This window comes from Streptomyces sp. CNZ301, from assembly GCF_004217425.1.
Genome location: NZ_SHLG01000001.1, coordinates 4,366,374 through 4,392,449, shown reverse-complemented (window position 1 = coordinate 4,392,449; position 26,076 = coordinate 4,366,374). Strand labels below are relative to the sequence as shown.

Here is a 26,076-nt window from a genome sequence, read left to right as displayed (position 1 = left end):
ACGGTCACTCCTCACTCGTGCCGGGCAGCGAACCGGGTGCGGGACGCCCCATGACGACGTCGGCGGCCGAGGGGAAGCAGGTCACGCACTCGTCGTTGATCCGGTAGTAGCTGGCCGTTCCGGCGTTCTCGACGAGGACGAAGCCGACCTCGGCGAGCTGCTTCAGGTGGGCTGAGACGGTGGACTGCCCCACGTGCACGGCGTCGACGATCGCGCCGACACTCATCGGCTGCCCGCGACGAGCCAGCAGCGAGACGATCTGGACCCGGGTCGCATCGGCCAGCACCTTGAACCAGGAGGCGTACTCCTGGGCGGTGCCGCGGTCGAGAGGCCGAATGGTCTTCATCGTTTATCGACGATAAACGATGAAGACTCGGACGTAAATGCCCGGAACTGTGGATGGCGCCGCGACCGGGCACGGCATCCGCGCGCTGAACCGCCTCACGGTGCCGATCGGGCGCTGATCAGCCGGAGGCGGAGAAACTCCGCGCCATGGACGCCATCACACTCGGAGCGACTCGGTAGTACACCCACGTACCCCGCCTCTCCGAGGTCAGGAGCCCGGCCTCACGAAGCTTCTTCAGGTGATGGCTGACGGTGGGCTGCGAGACGCCTACGTCGGAGATGTCGCACACACACGCCTCACCGCCGGCGTGCGAGGCGATCTGGGAGAAGAGCCGCAGCCGCACCGGGTCGCCGAGCGCCTTGAACATCGCGGCCGCCCGCTCCGCCTCCTCAGGTGTCAACGGCCGCTCGTCCAGCGGCGGACAGCACGGCTCCACGTCTGTCCGTATCAGCGGCAACGCCTTCGCATTCGACATACGTCTATTTTGACACGCATCGAACAGACGGGTCCTGGCTCTACGTCCCGGCGAGATGCGCCGAGAGACGCCGTGCCATGCGCCGGGCGTCCCGTCCGACACCGCGAAGCGAGGCCGACGCCAGGCTGCGCTGCCACTCCAGGCCCACGTACGCCACAGCCGGATCGACGAGGGAAGCGCCATCGCGTTGCAGCGGGAGCCCCTGCTCGCCGAGGACCCCCAGCGGTGCCAGACAGCCGAGGTCGGGACGGTACCCGGTGGCAAGCAGGAGGGTGTCGACATCCTCGGCGCTTCCGTCGCTCCAGGTGACCTTGGAGCCCTCGATCCTGCTGAACATCGGGCGGCGGTCGGGGGCGGCGGCCTCGAGCGCTGCCCGATAGCGGCCGTCGTCGATGACCATCTGGGTGGGCGGGTTGCGTATGAAGCGTCCCAGGGGTGCCGTGTCCAGGCCGCTGGCGGTGAGCCAGAAGTGCAGGTCACGGCCGCCGAAGGGCCGCTGCTTGGCCCAGCGCACAGGGGCTCGGCTCGCAAGGGTGACCCGGGCGCGCTCGGCGAGTTCCGCCCCTACTTGCACGGCGGAGTTGCCGGCGCCGACCACGACGACTCGCTGCCCCGCGAACGGTTCGGGGGTGCGGTAGTCCGCGACGTGCAGCAGGGCTCCGGTGAAGGAGTCCAGGCCCGGCAGACCGGGGCGGCAGGGACGGCCGAAACTGCCAGTGGCGGCGACGACGGCCCGCGCACCGAGCCGTCTTCCGCCGTCGAGGTGAACGGTGAATCCCTCGCCGTCGCGGTGGACGCTTCCCACGCGCCGACCGGTGCGGATTTCCACGTCCAGCCGGTCCGCATAGCGCAGGAGGTAGGCGATCACCTCGTCCCGGTGGGGATAGCGGTCCGGGTCACCGCCGAAGGGCAACCCCGGCAGCGAGCTGTACCGAGCCGGGGAGAAGAGTGTGAGGCTGTCGTAGTAGCGCGGCCAGGACCCGGCCGCCTGCTTGGACGCCTCCAGCACGACCGGCAGCAGCCCGCGTTGCCGCAGGGCATGAGCCGCGGCCAGGCCGGACTGCCCACCGCCGATGATCACCACGTCGAAGTTCTCCATCGTCCATCCTTGGTTCACTGAGTGCTTGTTTCGATGAATGTCTATGTTGACAGACATCGAAACAGGTGTGATGCTGACAGGGCAAGCCATAGACAAACGTCGAAGCAAGTTGGGGAGTCGCCGTGAACGAGCCCACCGCCGCTCTGCCCACCGTGGTGATCGGAGCCGGGCCGACCGGCCTGGCCGCCGCGGCTCACCTCGTCGCGCGGGACCAGAATCCGCTGGTCCTGGAGGCCGGCCCCAGTGCGGGTACCGCCGTGCGGGAGTGGAGCCATGTGCGGCTGTTCTCGCCCTGGGCCGAGGTCGTCGACACGGCCGCCGAGAAGCTCCTCGCTCCCACCGGCTGGGTCCGCCCCGACGGCTCCGCCTATCCCTCCGGCGGCGACTGGGCCGAGCGCTACCTTCAGCCGCTGGCCGACGCACTCGGGGACCGCGTCCGCTACGGGGCCCGCGTCACCGGAATCTCCCGCAGCGGACGGGACCGCGTCGTCGACGCCGACCGGGAGGAGCGGCCCTTCACCGTCCACCTCGTCACGGCCGACGGCCGCGAAGAGCGTGTGACAGCACGCGCCGTCATCGACGCGTCCGGCACGTGGGCGACCCCGAGCCCTCTCGGCGGCGACGGTCTGCCCGCTCTCGGTGAGCACGCCGCCGCCGACCGGATCACCTACCGCATCCCCGACTTCAACGACCCTGCCGTACGGGCCCGTTACGCGGGAAAGCGCACGGCCGTGATCGGCTCCGGTGCCTCCGCTTTCACCGCGCTCGCAGGTCTCGCCGATCTCGCAAGGGAACACCCGGGCACCCGCACCGCCTGGGTCCTGCGGCGAGGTGTCGGCGAGGGCACCTTCGGCGGCGGCGAGGCCGACCAGCTTCCCGCCCGCGGCGCGCTCGGCCTGCGCGCCAAGGCCGCAGTCGAGGACGGGTACGCCGAGGCGGTCACCGGATTTCGTACGTCGGGAGTCGAGAGGGAGAACGGGCGCATCGTGCTCGTCGCCGACGACGGCCACCGTCTCGAACCCGTCGACGAGGTCATCGTGCTGACCGGCCTCCGCCCCGACCTGTCCTTCCTCGACGAGGTGCGTCTCGGCCTGGACGAACGCCTCCAGGCTCCGGTGGAGCTGGCGCCGCTGATCGACCCCAACGTCCACTCCTGCGGCACCGTGTACCCCCATGGGGCGAGCGAACTGGCCCACCCCGAGCCGGACTTCTACCTCGCCGGCATGAAGAGCTACGGCCGCGCTCCGACTTTCCTCGCGATGACCGGTTACGAACAGGTCCGATCCGTCGCGGCAGCACTCGCCGGAGACCAGGAGGCCGCCGAGCGCGTCGAGTTGACGCTGCCGGAGACGGGAGTGTGCGGCGGCGCCGGACTCTTCGACGAGCCGGAGGCCCGACAGGGAGAAGCCGAAGGCGAAGGAGGTGGCTGCTGCGCAGCGCCGGCCACCGTGCAGACCGCAGATCTCGAACCCCCGGCCGCGACCAGCGGCCGCTGAATCCAAGGAGGTGCAGCATGTCACGCGTACAACTCGCGCTCCGCGTCCCCGACCTGGAGGCGTCCGTGGCCTTCTACAGCAGGCTCTTCGGCTCGGAGCCCGCGAAACTCCGCGACGGATACGCCAACTTCGCGCTCACCGAGCCCCCGCTCAAGCTCGTCCTCATCGAGGGACGGGCCGGGGAGGAGACCCGCATGGACCACCTGGGAGTCGAGGTCGAGTCCTCCGAGGCCGTCAACGCCGCCACCGCCCGGCTGAGCGAGGCGGGACTGGCCACAACGGAGGAGAGCGACACAACCTGTTGCTACGCCCTCCAGGACAAGGTCTGGGTCCACGGGCCCGGCAAGGAGCCCTGGGAGGTCTACGTCGTCAAGGCGGATGCCGAATCCCTCACCAAGCAGGAGGACAGCACGTGTTGTGCGGACGGCAACACCGCCTCCGACCGTGCTGCCGTCACCTCCGGCTGCTGCTGACGCCCGGGTGACCGGCTTTCACACCAGCGGCAGCACAAGCGGGGCCGCGACCGGTACGGGGGACCGGCCGCAGCCCCGCTTCGCCCTGCCCGCTCTGTGCGTCACCCAGATCACCAGCTGGGGCGTCCTCTACTACGCCTTCCCCGTACTCCTGCCCCACCTGACGGCCGAGACAGGCTGGTCCGGCACCGCAGCCACGGGCGCCTTCTCCGCCGCCCTGCTCGTCAGCGCTGTCGTGGGAATCCCCGTGGGACGCGTGCTGGACCGGCGCGGCCCACGCACCGTGATGACAGCCGGTTCCGTCCTCGGCACGGCATCGGTACTGGCCGTCGCCGCAGCCCCCGACTTCCGCGTATTCGCCGGGGCTTGGCTGTGCGCCGGAGTCGCCATGGCCGGGACGCTCTACCCTCCCGCCTTCGCCGCCGTCACCCGCTGGTGGGGCCCCGACCACGTCCGGGGGCTGACGATCCTGACCCTCGCCGGCGGGCTGGCCAGCACCGTCTTCGCTCCGATCACTGCCGCGCTCGTCGAGCACATGAGCTGGCGCGCCGCGTACGCCACTCTGGCCGTGATCCTCGCCGCGGTCACCGTCCCCGCCCACGCGCTCGCCCTGCGCGCCCCCTGGCCTCCCGCGCCCGACGCCCCGCAGGCGACACAGCAGCCCGACCCGAAGGCGAAGCCCAGAAGGCCGGTCGCCCGCACCCGGCCTTTCGTACTGCTGACCGTCGCACTGACGCTCTCCGCGTGCTCGTCGTTCGCCGTCGTGATCGGCATCGTCCCCCTGCTGAACGAACGCGGCGCCACGTCCACGCAGGCGGCATGGGCACTCGGGCTCGGCGGCCTCGGCCAGACCCTGGGCCGCATCTTCTACGCGCCCTTCGCGCGCCGTACCGGTGTCACCACCCGCACCAGCGTCCTCATCGCGGCCGGGGGTGTCACCACCGCGACGCTCGCCGTCGTCCCCGGACCGGTGACCCTCCTGATCGCCCTCGCCGTCGGCGTCGGCATGGTCCGCGGCAACCTCACGCTCCTGCACGCCACCGCCGTCACCGACCGCTGGGGCACCCGGCACTACGGCAAGCTCAGCGGCATCCTCACCGCCCCCGTCACCGTCGCCACCGGCCTCGCTCCCTTCGCCGGCGCCGCCCTCGCCGGCCCCCTGGGCGGATACCCGGCACTCTTCCTCACCCTGGCCGCCGTCTCGGTACTCAGTGCCGTACTGGCGCTCGGTGGAACTCCACGGGCGCCCGAGGCCGGTCCACCGTGCGTGCGGTGACACGACGAGATGGCCGACTCCGACTCCGATTCCATCTCCGACTCCGACTCCGACTGACTCCGCGGGCTTCGCGGGCTCCGCGGGTTGCCTTGAGCGGGCTCCGCGGGTTGCCTTGAGCGGGCTCGTACTCCGCTTCTCCGCAGGGCCGTTGCAAGCCTGCTCTCCGAAGCGCTCGGAATTCACCGGCAGTTGATGCACTCCACGTCCGCTCCCGACCTGCACCCGGGTGCCCTTGCCGGCCCTGTCGAGGACTGCGTGGCTCCCGCAGGGACCAGGCACCGCCACCGGGACGATCTGCCTGCTCCCAGCGCGATCAACCCCGCCCGCCACAACCGGAGATCTTCAAGCAGGAGCTGTCGCACCAGGAGGGGTGCCTCCGCGACGACACAGGCGAGCCCCGCCCGCCTGTCACGTCGTTTGTCATTAACGGAACGTTCAAGAGGAGTGTGAGAGCTCACCGCTGAGAACCCGTTAGGATCACGGCATGGTTACGGCCTGGCCACCACCCCGCGTGCAGCGGGCCCCCGCATCTGCGGGCCCGTCACGTCTGTTGTGGCTGGCCATGCTGCTCTTCTCGCTCGTGATCACCCACGGGTTGAGCGTTGACAGCGCCGAAGGCCATGGGAAGGCCAGCGCTTTCGCAGCGTCCCCGGCGGCAGCTCCTCATGATGGACACGGCACTGCCGCTGCGGAGTCGTCGGCCCAGCTCGGTGCAAAAGACACCAACGGCCACGGCCACGACCACGATCCGGGCCATGCCGGGGAAGAGTGTGTGTCCGGCCAGCCACAGCAGGAACCCGCCTTGGACGCTCCTTGCCTTGCGCCTCTCGCTTGGGGCTCGCATTGCACGGGCGCTGCCGCGAAGGACCCCGTGCCGGGCCCGGGTCCGGCCATCAACCCGGCGACTTCGAAGTGTTCCGTGGTTCAGCAGGTCTAGGATTCGGCTCCCCCTCGCCGTCACTCAGGGCTATGGATTGAACACCGATAGTGCTCACACCGGGGGATCTCCAACTGCCGCGATGGGTCCGAGTGCGGTCTCGGCTGTCCCGGTCCGGCTCTGACTCGCGGTGAGCTCTGTAACCACCTGCTCATCTCGTACTGTCGTCGCCCCCGTGTGGCAGCGTGTGACGGCGGCTGGAGGGCCGATGAGGCTTCACCCCCTACCGTCCGGCCGTGTCGGCGCGGCGATTCCGCGCCCGCATTCTCTGCCGCGGCTGATTCCGCTGCTGCTGGGCTGCGTGCTGGTCTCGCTGCTCATGTGCTGCTGCGCGTCGCAGGGTCAGCCCGATGGTGCACACCATCACCCGCCGAGGGCGTCTGCCGCTGCCTCAGTGACAGCCACCGCGGGAACGGACGCCCCGCAGGAGGAGCATCACGCCGGAAACTGCGTCGCCAGCGCGCTCTACCGGCCCGTCCAGCCGGTGGACAAGGCGCCGGCGCTCGCGAAGACCACCACGACACTCAGCGTGGCTGCCTTTCCGGCACTCTCGCAGACACCGTCAGCCACCGGGGGAGCCGGACGGCCGGTACCTCGGTCGGGCCGGTCACTGCTCGCAGACGTCTGCCTCTGGCGCATCTAGATCTCCCCTCGCAGCCGGCTCACCGGCTGCCGCGTGCCGTACCGCAGCGGGGATTGCCCATGCCCGCTCCGCGGTGACGGCGCGCGAGGTGAATCCGCCTACCCGCACTGCGCGCCATCGAATGAGAGCGAAACGAATGCAGTCACTGACCACTACTGCCGTCACCCCCACGCGCCCGGCCCTGGGCGCGCTCGTAGGCAACACCCCCGTCCTCTGGGTGTCGGAACCACTCTCCCCCGTCGGACATCGTGGCTTCTGGGCGAAACTGGAGGGCTTCAACCCCGGGGGGATCAAGGACCGCCCCGGCCTGCACATGGTCGAACGGGCACGTGCCCGCGGCGAACTGCTTCCCGGCGGCAGAATCGTCGAATCCACCAGCGGCACCCTCGGACTGGGACTTGCCCTGGCCGGACTGGTGCACGGGCACCCCGTCACCCTGGTCACCGACCCCGGCCTGGAGTCGTCCATGACCCGGCTGCTCACGGCCTACGGCGCCTGCGTCGATGTCGTCGCCGAACCCCATCCGACCGGCGGCTGGCAGCAGGCCCGACGAGACCGGGTCGCCCAAATCCTGGAGGAGCACCCCGGATCATGGTGTCCCGACCAGTACCACAACCCCGACAACATCAGCGCCTACCTCCCGCTGGCTCTCGAACTCGCCTCCCAGCTGGACCACATCGACGTCTTGGTGTGCAGCGTGGGCACCGGCGGTCACTCGGCCGGCATTTCGCACGTGCTGCGCCAGTTCTATCCGCAGCTTCGGCTCGTCGGCGTCGACACCATCGGATCGACCATCTTCGGCCAGCCTGCTCGCCCGAGGCTCATGCGTGGCCTGGGTTCCAGCATCTATCCCCGCAACATCGCCTACGAGCAGTTCAACGAGGTTCACTGGGTCGCCCCTTCCGAAGCGGTGTGGACCTGTCGGCAGCTGGCGTCCTCGCACTACGCCACCGGCGGATGGAGCGTCGGCGCCGTGGCCCTCGTCGCCGGCTGGTTTGCCCGTACTCTCCCTGCGGGCACGCGCATCGCCGCCGTCTTCCCCGACGGCCCTCAGCGATATCTGGAGACGGTCTACGACGACACCTACTGCGCGGCACACGGACTGCTCGAGGCGCCACCCGCGGTCGCGCCGGAGGTGTTGGGCCGCCCCGATGAAAAGGAGATCCACCGCTGGACCCGGTGCACCACCGTTGCAGACCCGCTCGCCTCCCGTGCCAGGGTCTCCGACGTCGGCGGGGAGGCACAGTGAAGAGCACTCTCACGCAACTGCGTTCCTACGAGCGCAGTGTGCAGCTGCTGATGGTGAATCAGTTCACCATCAACTTCGGCTTCTACATGCTGATGCCCTATCTCGCACAGCACCTCTCCGGAACCCTCGGGCTGGCCGGCTGGCTGGTCGGACTCGTCCTGGGAGTACGCAACTTCAGCCAGCAGGGCATGTTCCTGGTCGGAGGCACGTTGGCCGACCGGCTCGGCTACAAGCCGATGATCGTGGCCGGCTGCGTGCTCCGTACCGTCGGTTTCGCCACGCTCGGGCTCGTCGATTCACTGCCCGCACTCCTTGCCGCGTCCGCAGCGACGGGCCTGGCCGGGGCACTGTTCAATCCCGCGGTACGGGCCTATCTGGCAGCGGACACCGGAGAGCGCCGTGTGGAGGCGTTCGCGCTGTTCAACGTCTTCTACCAGGCGGGGATCCTTCTCGGCCCGGTGGTGGGCATGCTGCTGACAGGCGTGAACTTCCGCGTCACCTGCCTGGTTTCGGCCGGCATCTTCGCGGTCCTGAGCATCGTGCAGATCCGTGCGCTGCCCGCCCGCCGGGCCAAGGACACCGGGAGCAGCCGGTCCGGGGGACGAGACGGCGTGTTCGCGCAGTGGCGCGGGATCCTATCCAACCGCCCGTTCCTGCTGTTCTCCGTCGCGATGATCGGCGCATACGTCCTGTCCTTCCAGGTGTATCTCGCCCTCCCCTTGGAAGTACGGCGGCTGGCGGGCGAGGGAGCCTTCGGCACCTCGGGGGTCGCGCTGCTCTTCGCCGTCTCCGGGCTGAGCACGATCCTCGGTCAGACGAAGCTGACGGCGTGGTGCAAGGCCCGGATGGAGCCCGGGCAAGCACTCGCCTGGGGACTCTCGCTGATGGGGCTGGCGTTCGTGCCGCTGCTGCTGGCCATGGCCGTGCCCGTACCGGACGGGGGCGTGGGGCTGTGGCTGGTGGCGGCGCTGCCGCCGACCCTGGCAGCGCTGCTGTTGGCCCTGGGACAGATGACGGCCTACCCGTTCGAGATGGACACCATCGTGCGGCTCTCGGGTGATCGGCTGGTGGCCACCCACTACGGGCTGTACAACACCATCTGCGGCATCGGTATCACCCTCGGAAACCTGCTGACCGGCGCGTCCCTGGACGCGGCGCGTGCGGCCGGCGTTCCCGCGTTGCCGTGGCTCTGCCTGTGCGCACTCGGCACCGTCTGCGCCGCCTCTCTCTACGGGCTGCACCGCTCCGGGCGCCTGGCAACGCCCGCGCGGCGGCCGGAGTCGGAGCCGGCGACCGCCTGACAGTCGACCCGGAGCCCCCGGGGGGCGTCGCTCGGCGCGCCCCCCCGGGGTGCAGACTCAGCTCCGATCCCTTCGCGCTCGTCGGCCTGCGGCGCCATACCTGTGCAGGGACGAGGCGAGAGGGAAGGCTCTCCGCGTGACCGCCGGGAGTACCGGAACTGTCTGCGGGCGGGACTGACGGGACGGCGTACGACCGCGTTCGTCGTCACGCAGGTTCGCCGCGTCGGCTGCGGCAAGGAATGTGCCGCTCCGCACGTCAGTGATAGGCGTGCACAACGGCGTGCCCCTTGCCGCGCCCGATCATCCACTTGTTCACGGGTGTGGTGATCAGGAAGGCAACGGCGAAGCCGCCCAGCAGCGCGGACCAGAAAAGACTCTCGGACAGCTCGGCGTCCATCGCTCCCGGGGTCATGGCGATGATGACGTTGTCCACCAGCTCCATGACGGCGATGGACACGGTGTCGGCGGCGAGGGCGACGCGGATCGCGGCCTTGAGGCGGAGACCCGCCTTGCGCACCGCGTACATCGTGAAGGAATAGCCGAAGAGGAAGGCCAGCGCGATTGCCAGGATCATCGTGGGGATGTTGTTCCACAGCAGCGCCGTGCCGATGGCCATGCCCAGGATCTCGCCCACGACGCAGCCGCTCAGGCAGTGCAGGGTCGCCTTGGCGGCGGTGCCCCATGGCGCGTGGCCCTGCGACTGTCCGCTCTCGCCGGCCGCGCCGGCCTGGTGGGAAGTGTGATTCATGAAGTACTCCTTGCCGATCGAGCGGGGTCGCTGTGCAGTGCCCGTCATCGGACTGGATCGGGCGTGATGTGACGTTGTCCGGGCCGTCAGGTGGCTGCCCGGAATCGCCGCAGGCGCAGGCTGTTGCTGACGACGAAGACCGAGGAGAAGGCCATGGCCGCCCCCGCGATCATGGGGTTCAGCAGGCCGGCGGCCGCGAGCGGCAGTGCCGCGACGTTGTAGGCGAAGGCCCAGAAGAGGTTGGACTTGATGGTGCCGAGCGTGCTGCGGGCCAGTCGGATGGCGTCCGCCGCCGCCCGCAGGTCCCCGCGCACCAGAGTCAGATCTCCGGCCTCGATGGCGGCGTCGGTGCCGGTGCCCATCGCCAGCCCCAGGTCGGCCTGGGCCAGGGCCGCCGCATCGTTCACGCCGTCGCCGACCATGGCGACCGAACGGCCTTCGCCCTGGAGCCTCTTGATGACATCGACCTTCTCCTGCGGCATCACCTCCGCGATCACTTCGTCGATCCCGACGTCAGCCGCCACGGCGCGGGCAACCGCCTCGTTGTCGCCGGTCAGCAGGACCGGGGTGAGTCCCAGGGCGCGCAGCCGGCGGACCCCCTCGGGGCTGGTCGTCTTGACGGCGTCCGCGACTTCGAAGACAGCACGGGCCTCGCCGTCCCAGGCCACGGTGACGGCCGTATGCCCGGCGGCCCGGGCGTCCACGACGGCTCGTTCCAGCACGGTCGGCAGCTCGATCCTCCGGTCGGCAAGGAGCTTGACGCGGCCGACGAGGACTTCGTGTCCCTCGACGATGCCCTGAACGCCGAGTCCGGGGACATTGGCGAAGTCCTCGGGTACGGGAAGCGCGCTGCCTTCCGCGGTGGCGCCGACGGCCACGGCGCGGCCGATGGGGTGCTCGGACGAGTGCTCCAGCGCCCCCGCCAGGCGCAGCGCCTCGTCCTGGGTGGTGCCGTCGGCCGTGTGCACCGCCAGCAGTGTCATCACACCGGTGGTGACGGTTCCGGTCTTGTCCAGGACCACGGTGTCGGCTCTGCGGGTGTTCTCCAGGACCTCGGGGCCCTTGATGAGGATGCCGAGCTGAGCGCCGCGTCCGGTCCCCACCAGCAAGGCTGTCGGTGTCGCCAGGCCGAGGGCGCAGGGACAGGCGATGATCAGCACCGCGACGGCCGCCGTGAACGCGGAAGTCAGCCCAGCACCGTTCCCCAGCCAGAAGCCGAGCGTGCCCATGGCCAGTGTGATGACGACGGGGACGAACACCGCGGAGATCCTGTCGGCGAGGCGCTGTGCGGCGGCCTTGCCGTTCTGCGCGTCCTCGACCAGCTTGGCCATTCGCGCGAGCTGGGTGTCCGTACCGACACGGGTGGCCTCGACGATCAGCCGCCCGCCGGCGTTGATGGTGGCCCCGGTCACGTTGTCGCCGGTGGTGACGTCGAGGGGGACGGATTCGCCGGTCAGCATCGAGGTGTCGACCGCTGAGGCGCCTTCGACGACCGTGCCGTCCGTGGCGATCTTCTCCCCCGGACGGACCAGGAACCGGTCGCCGACCACCAACTCTTCGATGGCCACGGTCTGTTCATTGCCTGCTCGCAGCACGGTGACTTCTTTGGCGCCCAGCTCGAGCAGCGCCCTGAGGGCCGCACCGGCCTTGCGCTTGGAACGAGCCTCGAAGTAACGCCCGGCGAGGATGAAGGCGGTGACGCCGGCGGCGGCCTCGAGGTAGATGTTCCCGGCGCCGTCGGTGCGGGCGACGGTCAACTCGAAGGGGTGCGTCATGCCGGGTACACCGGCGGTGCCGAAGAAGAGCGCCCACAGGGACCAGAGAAACGCCGCCGAGGTACCGACGGAGATCAGGGTGTCCATGGTGGCCGCGCCGTGACGTGCGTTCGTCCATGCCGCGCGGTGGAAGGGCCAGGCGGCATAGGTGACGACGGGCGCCGCGAGCGTGAGGGAGAGCCACTGCCAGTACTGGAATTGCCACGCCGGGACCATCGCCACCGTGACGACGGGGGTGGCCAGGACGACGGAGGTCAGGAGGCGATGGCGCAGAGAGCGCAGCTCCCCGGCCTCTTCCGGCTCTGATCTGACTCCGTCGTCGGCGGTCGCCGTGTCGGTCGGTACGGGCGCGGGCAGAGCGGCCGTGTAGCCGGTCGCTTCGACCGTGGCGATCAGATCTTCCACGGCGACGCCCTCGCCGTAGGTGACCTTGGCTTTCTCCGTCGCGTAGTTGACGGTGGCCTCCACACCGTCCATGCGGTTGAGCTTCTTCTCGATCCGGGCGGCGCACGAGGCGCAGGTCATCCCGCCGATGGCGAGTTCGACCCCGGCTGTTTCAGGGACCGTGGTTGTCATCACTGCTCCTCGAACTGGACGGGCGGCGCCGGGGCGCGGCGAGTGCACGCGCCCCGGTGGCCGGCGGTCAGGCGGTGGCTGCTCGGCCGGTGAGTTCGTATCCGGCGTCATCGACGGCTTTGGCGATCAGCGCGTCGTCGGGTTCGCCGCCGGTGGTGACGGTGACGCGACCCGCGTCCACGTCGACGGTCACCGACCGCACCGTGTCCAGTCCGCCGATGGCCTCGGTGACCGCGGCGCGGCAGTGGGCGCAGGTCATGCCGGACACGTTGTACACGGTGGTGGTGCCGTCGGTGTGGCAGCTGCCGTCTGGGGTGCAGCAGGACGACATGGGATCTCCCTCAGGTGTCGGAGCGGGACTCGGCTATACCCCTCAGGGGTATTTGCTGTACGTTCTCACATATACCCCCACCCCCTATCGATGAGCAAGCCGGTCACCCAGGAGCCGCCATGAACACCGGAGCGAGAATCACCGCCTTCACCGCCGCCCTGGCGGCCTCGTTCGCTACCGCCTACTTCGTCGGAGCGGGCATGGAGCCCGTCGCCTCCCGCTCCGAGCCGACGACAGCGCACGCCGGCCACCAGGAAGGCACCTCGGATTCGACGGACAGGGAGGGATCGGACGACCCGGCCGGCGGGCTGCGGATCTCCGAGAGCGGATACACGCTCGATCTCGAAACCCCCCGCCTCGAAGCCGAACGCCGCAGCGACCTGCGCTTCGTCGTACGGGACAGCGAGGGCCGTGCGGTCAAGGACTTCAGACGGAAGCACGACAAGGAGCTGCACCTGATCCTCGCCTCCCGCGATCTCAGCACCTACCGGCACCTGCACCCGGAACGGGCACCGGACGGCACTTGGAGCACGCCCGCCGACCTGCCCGAGGCGGGCGACTACCGGCTCTTCGCCGACTTCACCCCCGCCAGGAAGGGGGCGGGCAATCTCACCCTCGGCGCGGACCTGTCCGCCTCCGGCGACTACGAACCGAGCGCACCGCCGCGCCCAGCCCGTACCGCCACGGTCGACGGGTACACCGTGGCCCTCAAGGGCCGGCTGCGCCCCGGAGCCGCACAAGAGCTGCGATTCGAGGTCAGCAAGGACGGCAGGGAGGTCACCGACCTTCAGCCCCACCTCGGCGCGTTCGGGCACCTGGTGGCTCTGCGCTCCGGCGACCTCGCGTACCTCCACGTTCACCCCAACGGCGAACCGGGCGACGGCGGCACGAAGCCCGGACCCACCGTGTCCTTTACTGCCACCGCCCCCAGCGACGGAACATATCGGCTCTTCCTGGACTTCAAGCACGAAGGGAAGGTGCGCACCGCCGCCTTCACCGTCGGCGCGGATGGCGAGCCGTCGACGGCTGCGCGAGGGGAGACTCCCACCGACGACGGGCACGACCACTGACCCGGGCCAGGGCGGACGCGGAAACGCAGCGACGCACACCAGGCACCCAGGAGGGAGCTTCATCAGCGATTCACGAGCGGACCGCGAACCCGTTCAGCTCTGCGACCCAGGCGCAGTCACGCCACAGCAACCCGGCCTCCGAGCCTCGCCGGAGGCCGGCCGAGCAAACCGTGAAGCAAGGAGCACGCATGCCCAAGGACATCTCCCACCCCGTATTCGCACGCATCTACCCGCGGATCGAGCGGTTCGCGCAGGCACATGGAGCCGCGGCTCACCGAGAAGAACTGCTCGACGGTGTCGGAGGCCGGATTCTGGAGATCGGCGCCGGCACCGGTGCGAACATTCCCTTCTACCCTCCCACCGTCGAGAGTCTCGTCGCCGTCGAACCAGAGCCGCGGCTGCGCGCGCGTGCACGGCGGGCCTCCGAGGAGGCCCCCTTCCCGGTGGAGGTAGTATCCGGCAGGGCCGAGCAACTCCCGTTTCCGGACGATGCGTTCGACACTGTGATCGTTTCCCTCGTGCTGTGCTCCGTGCGAGACGTGAACCGCGCCGTCACTGAAATCCGTCGCGTGCTGCGGCCGGACGGGCAGCTGCGCTTCTACGAGCACATCCGCTCCGGCCGGCGGCGGTTCGCGAGGATGCAGCGCGCCCTGGACCTCATCTGGCCGAGGCTGGGCGGTAATTGCCATCTCAGCCGCGACCCGGAATCGGCCCTGGTACGGAACGGGCTGGCCATCGAGACGGTGCACCACTTCGATTTCGCCATCAACGGCCGCCTCAATCCGTCCTCTCCGTGCGTCATCGGACGCGCGTCCGCGGAGTGAGCCGCCCTCAAACTCCGGCTGCTGCGTCCACGGGCAGGTCATCGAAGCGCTTCGGCCCTCGGCTCTCCTGCTGCACGCCACCCGTACCGCGTGAGGCCGCGGCGCTTTGCGATCGGGAGAGCGGTGGTGGTGAGCCGCGCACGGCCGCAGCGACGTCGACGAGCTGGAGCTCGTCCAGCCGAGGGCGGGACCCAGGGCATGGGTCCCGCCCTTCTTCGTCATTCACCTGTGCGCGACGAGCCAGTGGGCCTCGCCCCGTGCTGCAGTTCAGCCGCTCGTGGGTTTCAGCCTCGGCAGTTCACAGGCGGGTCTTGCTGTCTCCGCCGGCCGGGGGCGCAGGCGTGCTCGGCGGTGCGATGGTGCCGGCGGGGTTGGTGCATCCGGGGACGCTGCCTGCGGGCGTGCAGTTGTCCGGGGCGTTGCGGATGACCTTGCTGTCGATGAGGGTGACCTGGCTGGGGGCCGGGTTGTCGATGCCTCCACCGTTGGCGATGGCCGTGTTCCGCGTGACCAGGCTTCGAACCAGAGTTGCTGTGGAGTCGAGGTTCGAGAGGCCCGCGCCTGACACGGCGATGTTGTCGCGGACTGTGGTGGACGTGAGACGCAGGACGCCGTTTTGGGTCTGACGGATGCCGCCGCCCAGAAGGGCGGTGTTCCCCCTGATCGACACGGAGTACAGGTGAGCGGTGGCGTTGCGGATGTTCTCCAGACCGCCGCCATTGCCGATCGGGGACCGGTTGTTGACCAGGGACCCGCCCTTCATCGTCATCGTGCCGCTGTCCGTGTTGAAGACGCCGCCGCCAGCGGTGGCGCCCACTGTGGTGTTGGTGTTGCGCTCGACGGTGGTGCGGTTGAGGTTGAGGCGTCCGCCGAAGTTGTGGACGCCGCCACCTTGCGAAGCCTCGTTGCCCTTGATGACGGAGCGGTTCAAGTTCAGCGTGCCGTTGGTGTTCGCGACGCCGCCGCCCATGGAGTCGGCGGCCGAGAGACGTCCGCCGCTGACGGAGAGTGAGTTCAGAGTGAGGTTGCCGCCGGAGACGACGTGGAAGATGCGGAAGTCCTGCGTCGCGCTCGGCGCGCGCCGGATGGTGGTGTCACGGCCGGAGATGGTCACATCCCCGGTGATCTCCGGAAGCCCGTCGTCCGCGTTGTCGGGCGCGGTGAGGGTGTAGGTGCAGTGGGGCGCGAGGTTGATGCCGGTGTTGGGGTGGGTGTTGGCGAAGGTGATCGCGGCCTTGAGCGCGGGGATGTCATTGCACCCCACGTTGGTCCCCCCGGCCGCGTTGGCCGGGAGAGCCGGCAGGATCGAGAGGGACAGCCCCACACCGACCGCGGCGCTCACGGCACCGGACCGCAAGATGATCTTCATGGCTACGCCTTCCTTGGCGTTGGAGAGTGAAACGGCACGTCACCGGCGCCAGCGGCGATGCTGGTGAACCGGAATGACGAGATGACGTTCCACGCGTAGCCGCGGACGGGCCTGGCTTCACCTGGCCTACCGCCGAACGGCTCCGGCCCTCGCACACCCAACCCGCCCCCGCCGGCATCCTTCTTGCGCACCGCCGGCAAGGGCCCGGCCCACCCGGCTGTGAGACACGTGGAACCCCGGCGCGACCGACAGCACCGGGGTTCCACGGACGAAGGAGAGCAACGGCCTGGGATATACGAACTACGCGACGGCAAGGCCACGACGGGGGAGCAGAGTGTTCGCCTTGATCAGCGGGGGGCGTGGGCGACTGCATGAACGTGCACTCCCCGAGGGGGGCACTGCCACCTACTGCGGGTCGCCCGGAGCGCGATGGTGACGATGCCGGTCCTGGCGCTGATCACCGGCACATCCTCAGAGCCCTGGTCACCCACGTGGCCGTTGCGGGGTGATGGCCACGTCGAAGGGCCTGTCGCCGACGCCGATGGTGGTGGTGACTTCCTTGATCTTGGTGTTGATCACCGACACGTTGTCAGAATTCTCGTTGGCGACGTAGGCACGGCGGCCGTCCGGGGTGGTAGCAACGCCGACGGGACCGTTACCGACGGGGATGATGGTGGTGACGGTGTTGGTCCTGGTGTTGATCACCGACACGGTGTCGTCGTCGCGGTTGGTGACGTAGGCACGGCGGCCGTCCGGGGTGATGGCCACGCCGGCGGGCCCGTTGCCGACGGGGATGGTGGCGGTGACGGTGTTGGTCCTGGTGTTGATCACCGACACGGTGTCGCCCAGGAGATTGGTGACGTAGGCACGGCGGCCGTCCGGGGTGGTAGCAACGCCGACGGGACCGTTACCGACGGGGGTGGTGGCGATGACACGGTTGGTCTTCGTGTCGATCACCGACACGTTGTCGGAGTTCTCGTTGGTGACGTAGGCACGGCGGCCGTCCGGGGTGATGGCCACGCCGGCGGGGCCATCACCGGCGGGGATGGTGGCGATGATTTTGTTGGTCTTGGTATTGATCACCGACACGTTGTCGCCGAGGAAGTTGGCGACGTAGGCGCGGCGGCCGTCCGGGGTGAAGGCCACCTCGAAGGGCGCGTCGCCGGCGCGGATGGTGTCGATGACCTTGTTGCTCTTCGTGTCGACCACAGTCACCGTGTCGACGTTGTTGTTGCTGATGTAGGCGCGGCGGCCGTCCGGGGTGATGGCCACGTAGGTCGGCCTGTCGCCGACGGGGATGGTGGTGTCGACGGTGTTGGTCCTGGTGTTGATCACCGACGCGGTGTCGCTGTCGAAGTTGGTGACGTAGGCGCGGCTGTGGTCGTCGCCCGCGGCGGCGGGCGTTGCCGCGGCAAGGGGGACCGTCAGGCCCGCCAGTACAGCCAGTCCCGCCACCCAGGCCCGCACCACCGGCCACCACGAGCGATCACCGCCATGACGTCTCCCGGCGTTTCCCCGTTCTGGTGCTCTGTGCTCCTCGATATCCGACACGACGACCTCCTGTAGTGCACGACGGCGAACTGGCGATGGCTATTGTCACGCTATGTGCCGGTATCTTCCGAGACGATCCGAGATCGTCCGCCTGGGGCCGTACGGACGACCGACACCCCTCGGCCAGGAGGATGCCGCCGCCCGCGGTGATCGCCCGTCGAGACTTCGACTCTCACTCGTCGACGCACCCGTCGGCGAACTCAGCACCGGCGACGAACCAAACGCCTGAGCAGTTGGACGCCCACCGGTACCCGCCCGCCCAGACGCCCAGCTCGGTACTTCGCCGGTCGTGCCGTCGACGGCGACATAGCGAGGAAGGGGCGGCCTCGCCGCGTCGAAGACCTCCCGTTCGGGAGGCGCAGCACAGGGATGGCTGGTATCCCTCGTCATTTTTTCCGAACCATTGACGAAAAAATGGAGGGCCGCCATGCTGTGCGGCATGCGGTCTCACGACGACCCCTTGACCCCAACCGGGAGTCCAACGGCGAGAACGAGTGCTCGGAACTCCCGGTCGGCGTCCGGATCAAGACCGCCCACGGACCGTTCGTCGACTCCCGGAAGACGGTGGCCGACCGACCCGAGACAGCGCCGCGGATCACCATGGTCTGCAGGACGGACGTGGTCTGCAGGACAGACGTGGTCTGCAGGACGGACGTGGTCTGCAGGACAGACGTACGCCATGCTCCGCCGGCAGCGGCCCTCCGGTGGACGCCGCAGGCAGGGCGAACCGGGCAGGATTGCCCGCTCGTTCGTCCGGCCCGTCGAGCCGGTAGAGGGAACCAATGAGCCGTCAGAGGCGACATCACTGACGTGAGCGCGGAACACACAGGCTGTGGGGTCACGGTCGACTTGGGGGGATCTGATGCAGCCGCTGGAAGCCGGGGACCCGCGGGCCGTAGGCGCGTACCGGTTGACCTTCCGCCTCGGCTCGGGCGGGATGGGCCGGGTGTTCCTGGGTGAGTCCCCCGGCGGGCGACGGGTTGCCGTGAAGGTGGTGCGGGAGGACCTGGCGTGCTCTCCCGGTTTCCGCGAACGCTTCCGGCGGGAGGCCGAGCTCGCCATGCGTGCGGGCGGATTCTGGGCCGCGCAGGTTGTCGACGCCGACCCGGACGCCGCCATGCCGTGGATCGCGAGTCAGTACGTTGACGGCCCTTCGCTCGCCGAACGTGTCTCCCGGCACGGCCCGTTGGACGAGGGGGAGGTGCGCAGGCTCGCCGGTGGACTGGCCGAGGCGCTCGCGTCGTTCCACAAGACGGGCCTTGTGCACCGCGACCTCAAGCCCTCCAACGTCCTGCTCGTGGACGACGGTCCGAGGGTCATCGACTTCGGCATCTCCAAGGCGCTGGAGACCTTGGAGACAGCCGGAAGCACCGATCTGACCAGGGCAGGAACGATCCTCGGTACGCCGGGTTTCATGTCGCCCGAACAGGCACTGGGGCAGCCGGCAGGACCGCCGGCGGACGTCTTCTCCCTCGGCTCGCTGCTCGTCCACGCGGCCACGGGCACCGGACCCTTCGGCGACGGGCCTTCTCACGCCCTGCTGTTCCGCGTCGTGTACGAGGCACCCGATCTCGGCGCAATGCCTTGCGGCCTGCGGGAGTTGACGCAGGACTGCCTGCGCAAGGCACCGGAGGACCGCCCCGCCGCCGCTGAACTCGTCTCCCGCCTCGCACACCAGCAGCCGGCGGTCGCCGCTCCGCGCCCTGTGCCGAGCGACATCGAGGCGGACCCGTGGATGGACGGGAGGAAGGGCGCTCCACAGGTGGACACGCTGGCGACCAGCGGTCCGCAGCAACGGAGTTCAGCCACCTCGACTGCCGCGATCAGGCCATCCGCGAGGGACCCGTGGAATGCGCGGGTCGGCTTGCAGACCAGGGGCTCGCCGTCCGGCAACTCGTTCGCGGCGGAGCAGTGGGGCCCGGATGTGTTCTGGCGTCGTATGCGACGGCCGATCGGGCTCGCGTTGACGGTTGACGGCCTGCTCCTGTCGATGGCGCTCTTGTTCGACAAGGTCCCGGTCATGTTGGCGTACGCGCTGGTGATCACGCTGCTTTTCGTGCTCCAAGGACTGAGGGTCTCGTTGCCGCTCCTTCGGGCCAGGGCGCTGCACGTAGGACCTGACGGGCTCGCGGTGCGCCACGGCCCGCACACTCTGACCGTGCCCTGGCGGGACATCGCGTCCCTCGAGTTCGACAGGAAGAGGAACGAGCGGGCACTCACCTTGACGGCGGCGCTCAAGGCGAAGGCGAATACCGAGATCCCGCCCCCGCTGCGTGCCGGCGCAGGCGTCCTGAAGTGCACGATCGCCTCCCCTTGGAAGAGGGACAACCGCACCCGCGCGCAGAGCCTCGAGACGGCGCTGCACAACTTCGCGGGCAACCGCTACCACTGACCAACTGCGTCCCGGAGAACGACGAGTGCCCGTCGCACGCGGGCGGAACCCGTCGCCGGAACGACGCGAAGACTCGCGGCGGCGCCGCCGTCCGCACGTGACCGCTCTCAGCACAGGCACCTCGAAAGCCTTGGAGGACTCATGTCCCAGCCGGCCCCCTACAGGCAAGGCACACATCACCTGATCTCGTCACCAGCCGGCAAGATCCACCTGGTGGAGCAGGGAACCGGTCCGCTGGTGCTGCTGGTGCACGGATTTCCAGAGTCCTGGTACTCCTGGCGCTACCAACTTCCGGTGCTGGCCGAGGCCGGGTACCGAGCAGTCGCGGTCGACGTCCGCGGCTACGGCCGTTCCTCCAAGCCCGATGATGTGGCCGCGTACCGGATGCCCGCACTGGTCGAGGACAGCGTTGCCGTGGTGCATGCCCTGGGCGAGGAGTCGGCTGTGATCGTGGGCCACGACTGGGGCTCGGCCATCGCCGCCAACGCCGCCCTGATCAGTCCCGACGTCTTCCACGCGGTCGCGCTCCTTAGCGTGCCCTATGCCCCGCGCGGCGGCCCCCGGCCCAGCGACATCTTCGCGCGGATGGGCGGCGACGAGGAGTTCTACGTCAGCTACTTCCAGGAACCCGGACGGGCCGAGGCCGAGATCGAACCGGACGTCCGCGGCTGGCTCTCCGGCTTCTACGCCGCTTTCTCCGCCGACACCATGCCCGCCGCCGATGCCCCTGACCCGCACTTCGTGAGCCGGGGCGGGACGCTGCGCGAGCGGTTCCCAGCGGGCCGGCCGGCCTGGCTCAGCGAGGACGACCTCGACGTCTACGCAGCGGAGTTCGAGCGGACGGGCATGAGCGGGGCGCTCAATCGCTACCGGAACATGGACCGCGACTGGGAAGACCTCGCCGAATTCGACGGCGCCCCAGTCACTCAGCCTTCCCTGTTCATCGGCGGCACTCTCGACGCGTCCACAACCTGGCTGGCGGACGCGATCGAGGCGTACCCCACCACCCTGCCCGGCCTGGTCTCCTCACACCTCCTCGACGGCTGCGGCCACTGGATCCAGCAGGAACGCCCGGACGAGGTCAACCAGATCCTGACCGCCTGGCTCGCGTCCCTGTCCGGCTGAAGACCCGCCGTGCGGCCGGGGCGTCCTGCCTGAGGGACGACCGGCATTCCGCCGTTCACACCGAAGCGGTACGTCAGACTCGGAGGCGACGGCCGTACCGCACGTCGCTGTCCTGCGTCGGCACCAGCGCGATGAGCGCCGAACTGGTGTCTCGTAGCTCTTCGGGGAGCGACTCCGCCGCACCGACGCCACGAGCGCGGTCCAGCCTCTGGCGCAGGCTCATCTCGGCACCCAAGTCCCTGCTCAACCTCACGGTCTCCACAAGGTCGCACAGGAACAGCATGTGTTCGTCCATGTGGCTCTGCCCGTTGACGGCGGCACGGACCTCCGCGATGAGCGCGTCGCGCAACTCCTCGTGGGCGTACAGGCGTTGCCTCGCGCGGACGAGACCGGTCTGACCGCCGTGCCGGGGTCGCAGTACGCCGCGCTCGGCGAGCGCGGCGCGGTGCAGTGAGAACGCCTGCTGGTGCCGCCGGAACCACCAGTGGAGGCGGACGCGCCCGCGTTTGGAAGCGGAAGCGTGCTGATGCAGCTCGGCCAGTAACGTGTCGGCCCAGGCGAGACCGGTGGGGCGGGTGTCGAGCAGTTCGATCTCGACGCTGTGCAGGCGGAGGACGTCGTAGCCGAACCACTTCGACTTCCCGGAACGGACCAGTAGCTTGCGGCGCAGCGCCAGTTCGCCCAGCTCGGCCGCCGCGCATCCGATCACCGCCCGGGCGGAGCCATGCACCTTGCCGTTGCTCAGGTGTGAGAGCAGGACGAACTCCTCGGGCAGGGACAGGTGCTGCCGCGAACGCACAGACATGTGACTGCTTTCCCTTCTCCAGCGCAGGGGGCGGGCGGGCCGGCCCACTGTCAGCTGGTACGCAGGCGGGTGGTCGAACCGCGCGACGGCTCCCGCCGCGTACAGAGAGGCCAGGTCGGCGGACCGCGGTCAGTCGGTGCCCTCCAGCTCGAACGAGCTGAGGCTGGGGTCGTGGTCGGAGGCACCGATGTCGTACATCGGTGTCATCCAGTGGTAGAAATTGTCGCCCCGCTCGCGCAGCAGGTCGTAGAGCCGGCGCAGCATGCGGCGGCGTACGGGCTCGAACTCGGGGTGCTGATACCGGTTGTGGAGCTCGCTGGGGTCCTCGACGAGGTCGTACAGCTCGTTGACGGACTCGGGATTGACGACGAGTTTGTAGCGCTCGTCGCGGAGCATCCGCTGCGGGTAGGGGAAGTGGTGGCCGTGGAATTCGGCGACCACGTCGGTGGCCCAGACCGGGTGTTCTCCGCGCACCAGTGGTACGAGGCTGCGGCTGTCGACGGCGGGCTCGGGATCGCAGCCGGCGAGGTCCAGGATGGTCGCCGTGCAGTCTGTGAGCGTGACGAGTTCGGGCCTGACCTGCGGGGCGGCCCCGGGGATGCGGACGATGCCGGGGATGCGGTAGATGTCCTCGTACATGGCCGGGCCCTTGTCGTGCAGCCGGTGGGCGCCCGTGAACTCGCCGTGGTCGGCGGTGAAGAAGACCGAGGTGTCGTCGCTCAGGCCGAGTTCGTCGAGCCGGGTCAGGATGCGGCCGATCTGCTCGTCGATCAGCGTGACGTAGCCCCAGTAGACGGCGATGAGTTTGCGGGTGACCTCGATCGGCATGGTGTCGAACGTCCAGTGCTCGCTGTAGTTGCGTTGCACCGGCGGTTTGCCCTCGAAGGTCTCGGCGATCGACGCGGGCATTTCCACGAGGTCCGGGTCGTAGCGGTCGAAGTACGTGTCGGGCAGCAGGTAGGGCAGGTGGGGCCCGAAGAAGTGGGTGGCCAGGAAGAACGGGCGGCCGTCGGCGGCGTATTGGTCGAGCTGTTCGATGGCGCGGGTGGCGAGGTAGTGCTCGAAGGTCGCCTCGACCGGCTGGTGCAGGCGTGCGGCGAGCAGGTTGCCGGGGTTGCCGTTGGGTGCGGTTCCGCGCACGTGGTCGGAGATCCGGTACGGCGGCAGGCCCCGTTCCTCCAGGTAGGCCAGGTAGTCGGGGTGGTCGACGGGGTTGTGCCAGCCGGGCAGGTCCGGCCCGTCGAATCCGTACGAGGCGGCGTTGCGGTGCGTGCCCCCGTGCCACTTGCCGATCAGGCCCAGCTGGTAGCCCCTCTCCTGCAGCGCGCCCGCGAAGGTGAACGCGTCTTCGCGCAGGTCCTCCAGATAGCCCACGTTGCGTTCGTAGTTGGCCAGCAGCCGGTGGCGGAACGGCGCCTGGCCGGTGAGCAGGCTGGCCCGGGCCGGCGTGCAGATGGCTGTGGGCGTGTAGCACCGCTCGAACCGCGTGCCGGTCGCGGCCAGGCCGTCGAGGTGGGGGGTGGCGGCGTGCGGGTTGCCGTAACAGCCCAGCGTGTCGACGCGGTGCTGATCGGTCATCAGGAACAGCAGGTTCACTTGGCGTACGCCTTCGTGTAGAGGTCGCCGGTGTAGTAACTGGAGGGCTTCGGCGTGGACTTGAGCTGGCCCGCACGGACGAAGAAGTGACCCAGGTTGTTCAGCCACGCATCGACGGTGCCGTTCTTGGTCTTGGCGACGAGATCGGCAGTCGTGAGGGTCTCCACGTTCGCGGCGTCGGCCTTGACCTTGCTCTCGTCGAGCTTGAGCATCTTGGCGGACTCGCTGATGGCTTCCTCGGGATGCCTGGCCCGCCAGTCGTTGGCCTTCTGGAGCACCTTGATCACCTTGCTGGTGAGTTCGGGCTTCACCTTGTTGGCCGCGACGAAGGCGGTCGGGAAGGACGTGCCCATGTCGCGGGTGCTGGCGACCTCTTCGAGGTCCGGCACCTTCTTCTTGATGGTGTCTATGAGCGGGTACCAGATTCCCGCGCCGTCGATCTTCCCGGAGGAGAAGGCGGAGACGACCGTCGAGGGGTCCAACGGCACCTTCTCGACGTCCTTGGTGGTCATCCCCGCTTTCTCGAGCGCAAGGTTGAGCGCCATGTCGCCGGAGGTGCCCTCGGGGACACCGACCCTCTTGCCCTTGAGGTCCTTCATCGAGGTGATGCCGGGCTGCGCGATGACGCGGTCCGCGTAGGCGAGCGTGTTGACCGCGACGACCTTGGACTTGCCGGATGCGGGCAGCCACATGGCGCCGGGGCCGATGTATCCGAAGTCGAGGTTGCCGGCTCCGAGCGCCTGGATCTGGACCGGACCGTTGTTGAAAGCCTTCACCTCGGGAGTGAGACCCGCCTCCTTCCACAGTCCTTGCTTCTCGGCGACCGCCAGCAGGCTGACGCCGTTGTAGTCGCCGATGTACCCGAAGTTGACCGTCGAGTCGTTGGCGGTGTCGTCCGCACACGCGCTTACGGGGAGCGCCAGCATGGTTACTGCTGAGGCGGCCGCCAGGGCACGCCGAATACTGCTTCTACGCACGATGAGACAGTCCTCTCGGGGAACAACTCGGCAGAAGTGGGGGGTCAGGCAGCGGGTGCGGCCTGCGGCTGGTGGTAGACGGCGTGCCAGACCTCGTTCCGGATCTGCCGGAACTCGGCGGAGAGCCGGATCTCCTCGGTACGCGGATACGGGAGGTCCACTTCCAGGACCTGCTGGACACGGCCGGGCCGGGCGGCCATCACGACCACCCGGCCGGCCAGGTAGACCGCCTCGTCGACGTCGTGCGTGACGAACAGGACGGTGCGCTGCTCCTGCCGCCAGGTGCCCAGGAGCTGGTCCTGCAACTGCACCCGGGACAGTGCGTCGAGCGCTCCGAACGGCTCATCCATCAGCAGCACTTGGGGATTCACCGCGTACGCGCGGGCGATCGCGCACCGCTGCTTCATGCCGCCGGACAGCGTCTTGGGGAGCGCGTCGGCGAAGTCCCCGAGCCCGACCAGATCGATGGCGTGGTCGGCGCGCCGCTTGCGCTCCGCGGCGGGCAGCGCCGCCAGCTTCAGACCGAACTCCACGTTGTGACGAACCGTCAGCCAGGGGAAGAGGGCGTACTGCTGGAAGATCACACCGCGGTCCGGTCCCGGCCCGGTGACCGGCGCACCGTCCACCAGGACCTGGCCCGCCGTGGGCGTGACCAGTCCCGCCGCCATGCTCATCAGGGTGCTCTTGCCGCAGCCGGACGGGCCGACGACCGTCACGAACTCCCGGTCGGCGATGTCCAGTGACACGTGGTCGAGCGCGACGAAGGTGGTGTCCTTCATCGGGAAGGTCTTGACCACGTCCTGAAAAGAGATCTTGTTTGTCATCGGCGCTCCTGCCAACCGGTGAGCCGTCGTTCGACGAGCAGCAGCAGCCGGTCCATGGCCAGGCCGAGCACGCCGATGGTGATCAGCGCCGCGAAGATCGTGGGGATCTCGTACCAGGTCGAGGCCTTCTGCATACGGAAGCCCAACCCCTCCTGTGCGCCGACCAGTTCGGCGGCCACCAGGGTCGCCCAGGACGCGCCGAGTCCGATCCGCATCCCGACGAGGATGAACGGAGTGGAAGCCGGGACGACGACCTTGACGAAGATGGTCCGGTCCGAAGCCCCCAGTACGCGCGCGGCGTTGATCAGTGTCCGGTCCACGTCCACGACACCCTGGAAGGCCGCCACCACACAGGACATGAACGCCGCCAGAAAGATCACGAACACCTTCGGCGTCTCTCCGATACCCATCAGCACGATCGCCAGCGGAATCAGTGCCAGCGGCGGGATCGTGCGGAAGAACTGGACGAAGGGCTCGATCAGTCCCCGGGCCAGCGGGTACCAGCCCATGAGGAAGCCGACCGGGACGGCCACCACGGTGCCCAGGGCAAAGCCCGTGAAGACCCGGCGCAGGCTGGCCAGCGTGTCGCCGAGGAGCGAACCGTCGGCGATCATCTCGCCCCCGCGCTCCGCCACGCTGACCGGCCCGGGAAGGTTCTCCACCCCGAGGGACGCCAGCGCCCACACGGTCAGGCCGATCGCGAGCGCGACCAGATTGAGAACCAACGGCCGTCCTGCTCGCCGTGGGACGCGCCGCTCGGTTGCGGGCTCGAGTTTCCTCTCAGGTGTGGTGATCACGGCCATGGGTGCCTCACCCGT

At 69.0% G+C, this 26,076-nt stretch carries 22 protein-coding genes; 9 read left to right on the top strand and 13 right to left on the bottom strand.

The features are described from left to right. Positions 1-4: 4 nt before the first annotated feature. The 3 genes from EV375_RS18930 to EV375_RS18920 form a co-directional block, all read right to left on the bottom strand. Positions 5-346, bottom strand: a complete 342-nt coding sequence (locus EV375_RS18930; RefSeq protein WP_130300480.1) for a metalloregulator ArsR/SmtB family transcription factor — start codon at positions 344-346, stop codon at positions 5-7. A 118-nt stretch (positions 347-464) separates the two neighbouring features. Further along, positions 465-821, bottom strand: coding sequence for a metalloregulator ArsR/SmtB family transcription factor (locus tag EV375_RS18925; protein WP_130300479.1), 357 nt, complete (start codon positions 819-821; stop codon positions 465-467). Between the two features lie 40 nt (positions 822-861). Then, the gene (locus tag EV375_RS18920) at positions 862-1,920 is read right to left on the bottom strand and encodes a flavin-containing monooxygenase (RefSeq protein WP_130300478.1); all 1,059 of its coding nucleotides are present in this window, start codon (positions 1,918-1,920) and stop codon (positions 862-864) included. 122 nt (positions 1,921-2,042) lie between these two features. Here EV375_RS18920 and EV375_RS18915 point away from each other — a divergent pair, with 122 nt between their 5' ends. The 5 genes from EV375_RS18915 to EV375_RS18895 all read left to right on the top strand — a co-directional run bounded on the left by EV375_RS18915 (position 2,043) and on the right by EV375_RS18895 (position 9,295). Beyond that, positions 2,043-3,416, top strand: a complete 1,374-nt coding sequence (locus EV375_RS18915; protein WP_130300477.1) for an NAD(P)-binding domain-containing protein — start codon at positions 2,043-2,045, stop codon at positions 3,414-3,416. Between the two features lie 17 nt (positions 3,417-3,433). Continuing rightward, positions 3,434-3,889, top strand: coding sequence for an ArsI/CadI family heavy metal resistance metalloenzyme (locus tag EV375_RS18910; protein ID WP_130300476.1), 456 nt, complete (start codon positions 3,434-3,436; stop codon positions 3,887-3,889). Between the two features lie 7 nt (positions 3,890-3,896). Further along, positions 3,897-5,165, top strand: coding sequence for an MFS transporter (locus tag EV375_RS18905; protein ID WP_486588574.1), 1,269 nt, complete (start codon positions 3,897-3,899; stop codon positions 5,163-5,165). 1,716 nt (positions 5,166-6,881) lie between these two features. Beyond that, positions 6,882-7,994, top strand: a complete 1,113-nt coding sequence (locus tag EV375_RS18900) for a PLP-dependent cysteine synthase family protein (RefSeq protein ID WP_130300474.1) — start codon at positions 6,882-6,884, stop codon at positions 7,992-7,994. Then, positions 7,991-9,295, top strand: a complete 1,305-nt coding sequence (locus tag EV375_RS18895) for an MFS transporter (RefSeq protein ID WP_130300473.1) — start codon at positions 7,991-7,993, stop codon at positions 9,293-9,295. The genes EV375_RS18900 and EV375_RS18895 overlap by 4 nt, the downstream gene beginning before the upstream one ends. Positions 9,296-9,551: 256 nt before the next feature. Here the strand turns inward: EV375_RS18895 and EV375_RS18890 are convergent, their stop codons facing one another. The 3 genes from EV375_RS18890 to EV375_RS18880 form a co-directional block, all read right to left on the bottom strand. Next, positions 9,552-10,043 carry a DUF4396 domain-containing protein gene (locus EV375_RS18890; RefSeq protein WP_130300472.1) on the bottom strand — a complete coding sequence of 164 codons (492 nt, stop codon included), beginning with the start codon at positions 10,041-10,043 and terminating at the stop codon, positions 9,552-9,554. 86 nt (positions 10,044-10,129) lie between these two features. Next, a complete protein-coding gene (locus EV375_RS18885; protein ID WP_130300471.1) occupies positions 10,130-12,394 on the bottom strand; it encodes a heavy metal translocating P-type ATPase in 2,265 nt (754 codons plus the stop codon). A 67-nt stretch (positions 12,395-12,461) separates the two neighbouring features. Continuing rightward, positions 12,462-12,725, bottom strand: a complete 264-nt coding sequence (locus tag EV375_RS18880; protein ID WP_130300470.1) for a heavy-metal-associated domain-containing protein — start codon at positions 12,723-12,725, stop codon at positions 12,462-12,464. A 119-nt stretch (positions 12,726-12,844) separates the two neighbouring features. Between EV375_RS18880 and EV375_RS18875 the strand changes: the two genes are divergently transcribed. Together EV375_RS18875 and EV375_RS18870 are read left to right on the top strand one after the other, a co-directional pair. After that, positions 12,845-13,795 (top strand): hypothetical protein, encoded by a 951-nt coding sequence (locus EV375_RS18875; protein WP_130300469.1) that lies wholly within the window; start codon positions 12,845-12,847, stop codon positions 13,793-13,795. Positions 13,796-13,983: 188 nt separating this feature from the next. Further along, positions 13,984-14,619 carry a class I SAM-dependent methyltransferase gene (locus tag EV375_RS18870; protein ID WP_130300468.1) on the top strand — a complete coding sequence of 212 codons (636 nt, stop codon included), beginning with the start codon at positions 13,984-13,986 and terminating at the stop codon, positions 14,617-14,619. A 298-nt stretch (positions 14,620-14,917) separates the two neighbouring features. Here the strand turns inward: EV375_RS18870 and EV375_RS29200 are convergent, their stop codons facing one another. Together EV375_RS29200 and EV375_RS18855 are read right to left on the bottom strand one after the other, a co-directional pair. After that, complete coding sequence (locus EV375_RS29200; protein ID WP_165434772.1) at positions 14,918-15,988, bottom strand: hypothetical protein; 1,071 nt, start codon at positions 15,986-15,988, stop codon at positions 14,918-14,920. 483 nt (positions 15,989-16,471) lie between these two features. Then, on the bottom strand, positions 16,472-17,539 hold the full coding sequence (locus EV375_RS18855) for a YVTN family beta-propeller repeat protein (RefSeq protein WP_130300465.1): 1,068 nt from the start codon (positions 17,537-17,539) through the stop codon (positions 16,472-16,474). Between the two features lie 862 nt (positions 17,540-18,401). On the opposite strand from EV375_RS18855, the gene EV375_RS18850 reads away from it, so the two are divergent. Together EV375_RS18850 and EV375_RS18845 are read left to right on the top strand one after the other, a co-directional pair. After that, a complete protein-coding gene (locus tag EV375_RS18850) occupies positions 18,402-19,931 on the top strand; it encodes a serine/threonine-protein kinase (protein WP_130300464.1) in 1,530 nt (509 codons plus the stop codon). 141 nt (positions 19,932-20,072) lie between these two features. After that, positions 20,073-21,056, top strand: coding sequence for an alpha/beta fold hydrolase (locus tag EV375_RS18845; protein ID WP_130300463.1), 984 nt, complete (start codon positions 20,073-20,075; stop codon positions 21,054-21,056). 73 nt (positions 21,057-21,129) lie between these two features. On the opposite strand, the gene EV375_RS18840 is transcribed toward EV375_RS18845, so the two are convergent. The 5 genes from EV375_RS18840 to EV375_RS18820 all read right to left on the bottom strand — a co-directional run bounded on the left by EV375_RS18840 (position 21,130) and on the right by EV375_RS18820 (position 26,061). Further along, positions 21,130-21,861: a GOLPH3/VPS74 family protein gene (locus EV375_RS18840; RefSeq protein WP_130300462.1), complete on the bottom strand. Its 732-nt coding sequence runs from the start codon at positions 21,859-21,861 to the stop codon at positions 21,130-21,132. 129 nt (positions 21,862-21,990) lie between these two features. Then, the gene (locus EV375_RS18835) at positions 21,991-23,457 is read right to left on the bottom strand and encodes a sulfatase family protein (protein ID WP_130300461.1); all 1,467 of its coding nucleotides are present in this window, start codon (positions 23,455-23,457) and stop codon (positions 21,991-21,993) included. Beyond that, complete coding sequence (locus tag EV375_RS18830; RefSeq protein ID WP_130300460.1) at positions 23,454-24,383, bottom strand: aliphatic sulfonate ABC transporter substrate-binding protein; 930 nt, start codon at positions 24,381-24,383, stop codon at positions 23,454-23,456. The genes EV375_RS18835 and EV375_RS18830 overlap by 4 nt, the downstream gene beginning before the upstream one ends. Positions 24,384-24,478: 95 nt before the next feature. Further along, positions 24,479-25,258: an ABC transporter ATP-binding protein gene (locus EV375_RS18825; protein ID WP_130300459.1), complete on the bottom strand. Its 780-nt coding sequence runs from the start codon at positions 25,256-25,258 to the stop codon at positions 24,479-24,481. Next, positions 25,255-26,061, bottom strand: a complete 807-nt coding sequence (locus EV375_RS18820) for an ABC transporter permease (protein WP_130300458.1) — start codon at positions 26,059-26,061, stop codon at positions 25,255-25,257. The genes EV375_RS18825 and EV375_RS18820 overlap by 4 nt, the downstream gene beginning before the upstream one ends. Between the last annotated feature and the right edge of the window lie 15 nt (positions 26,062-26,076).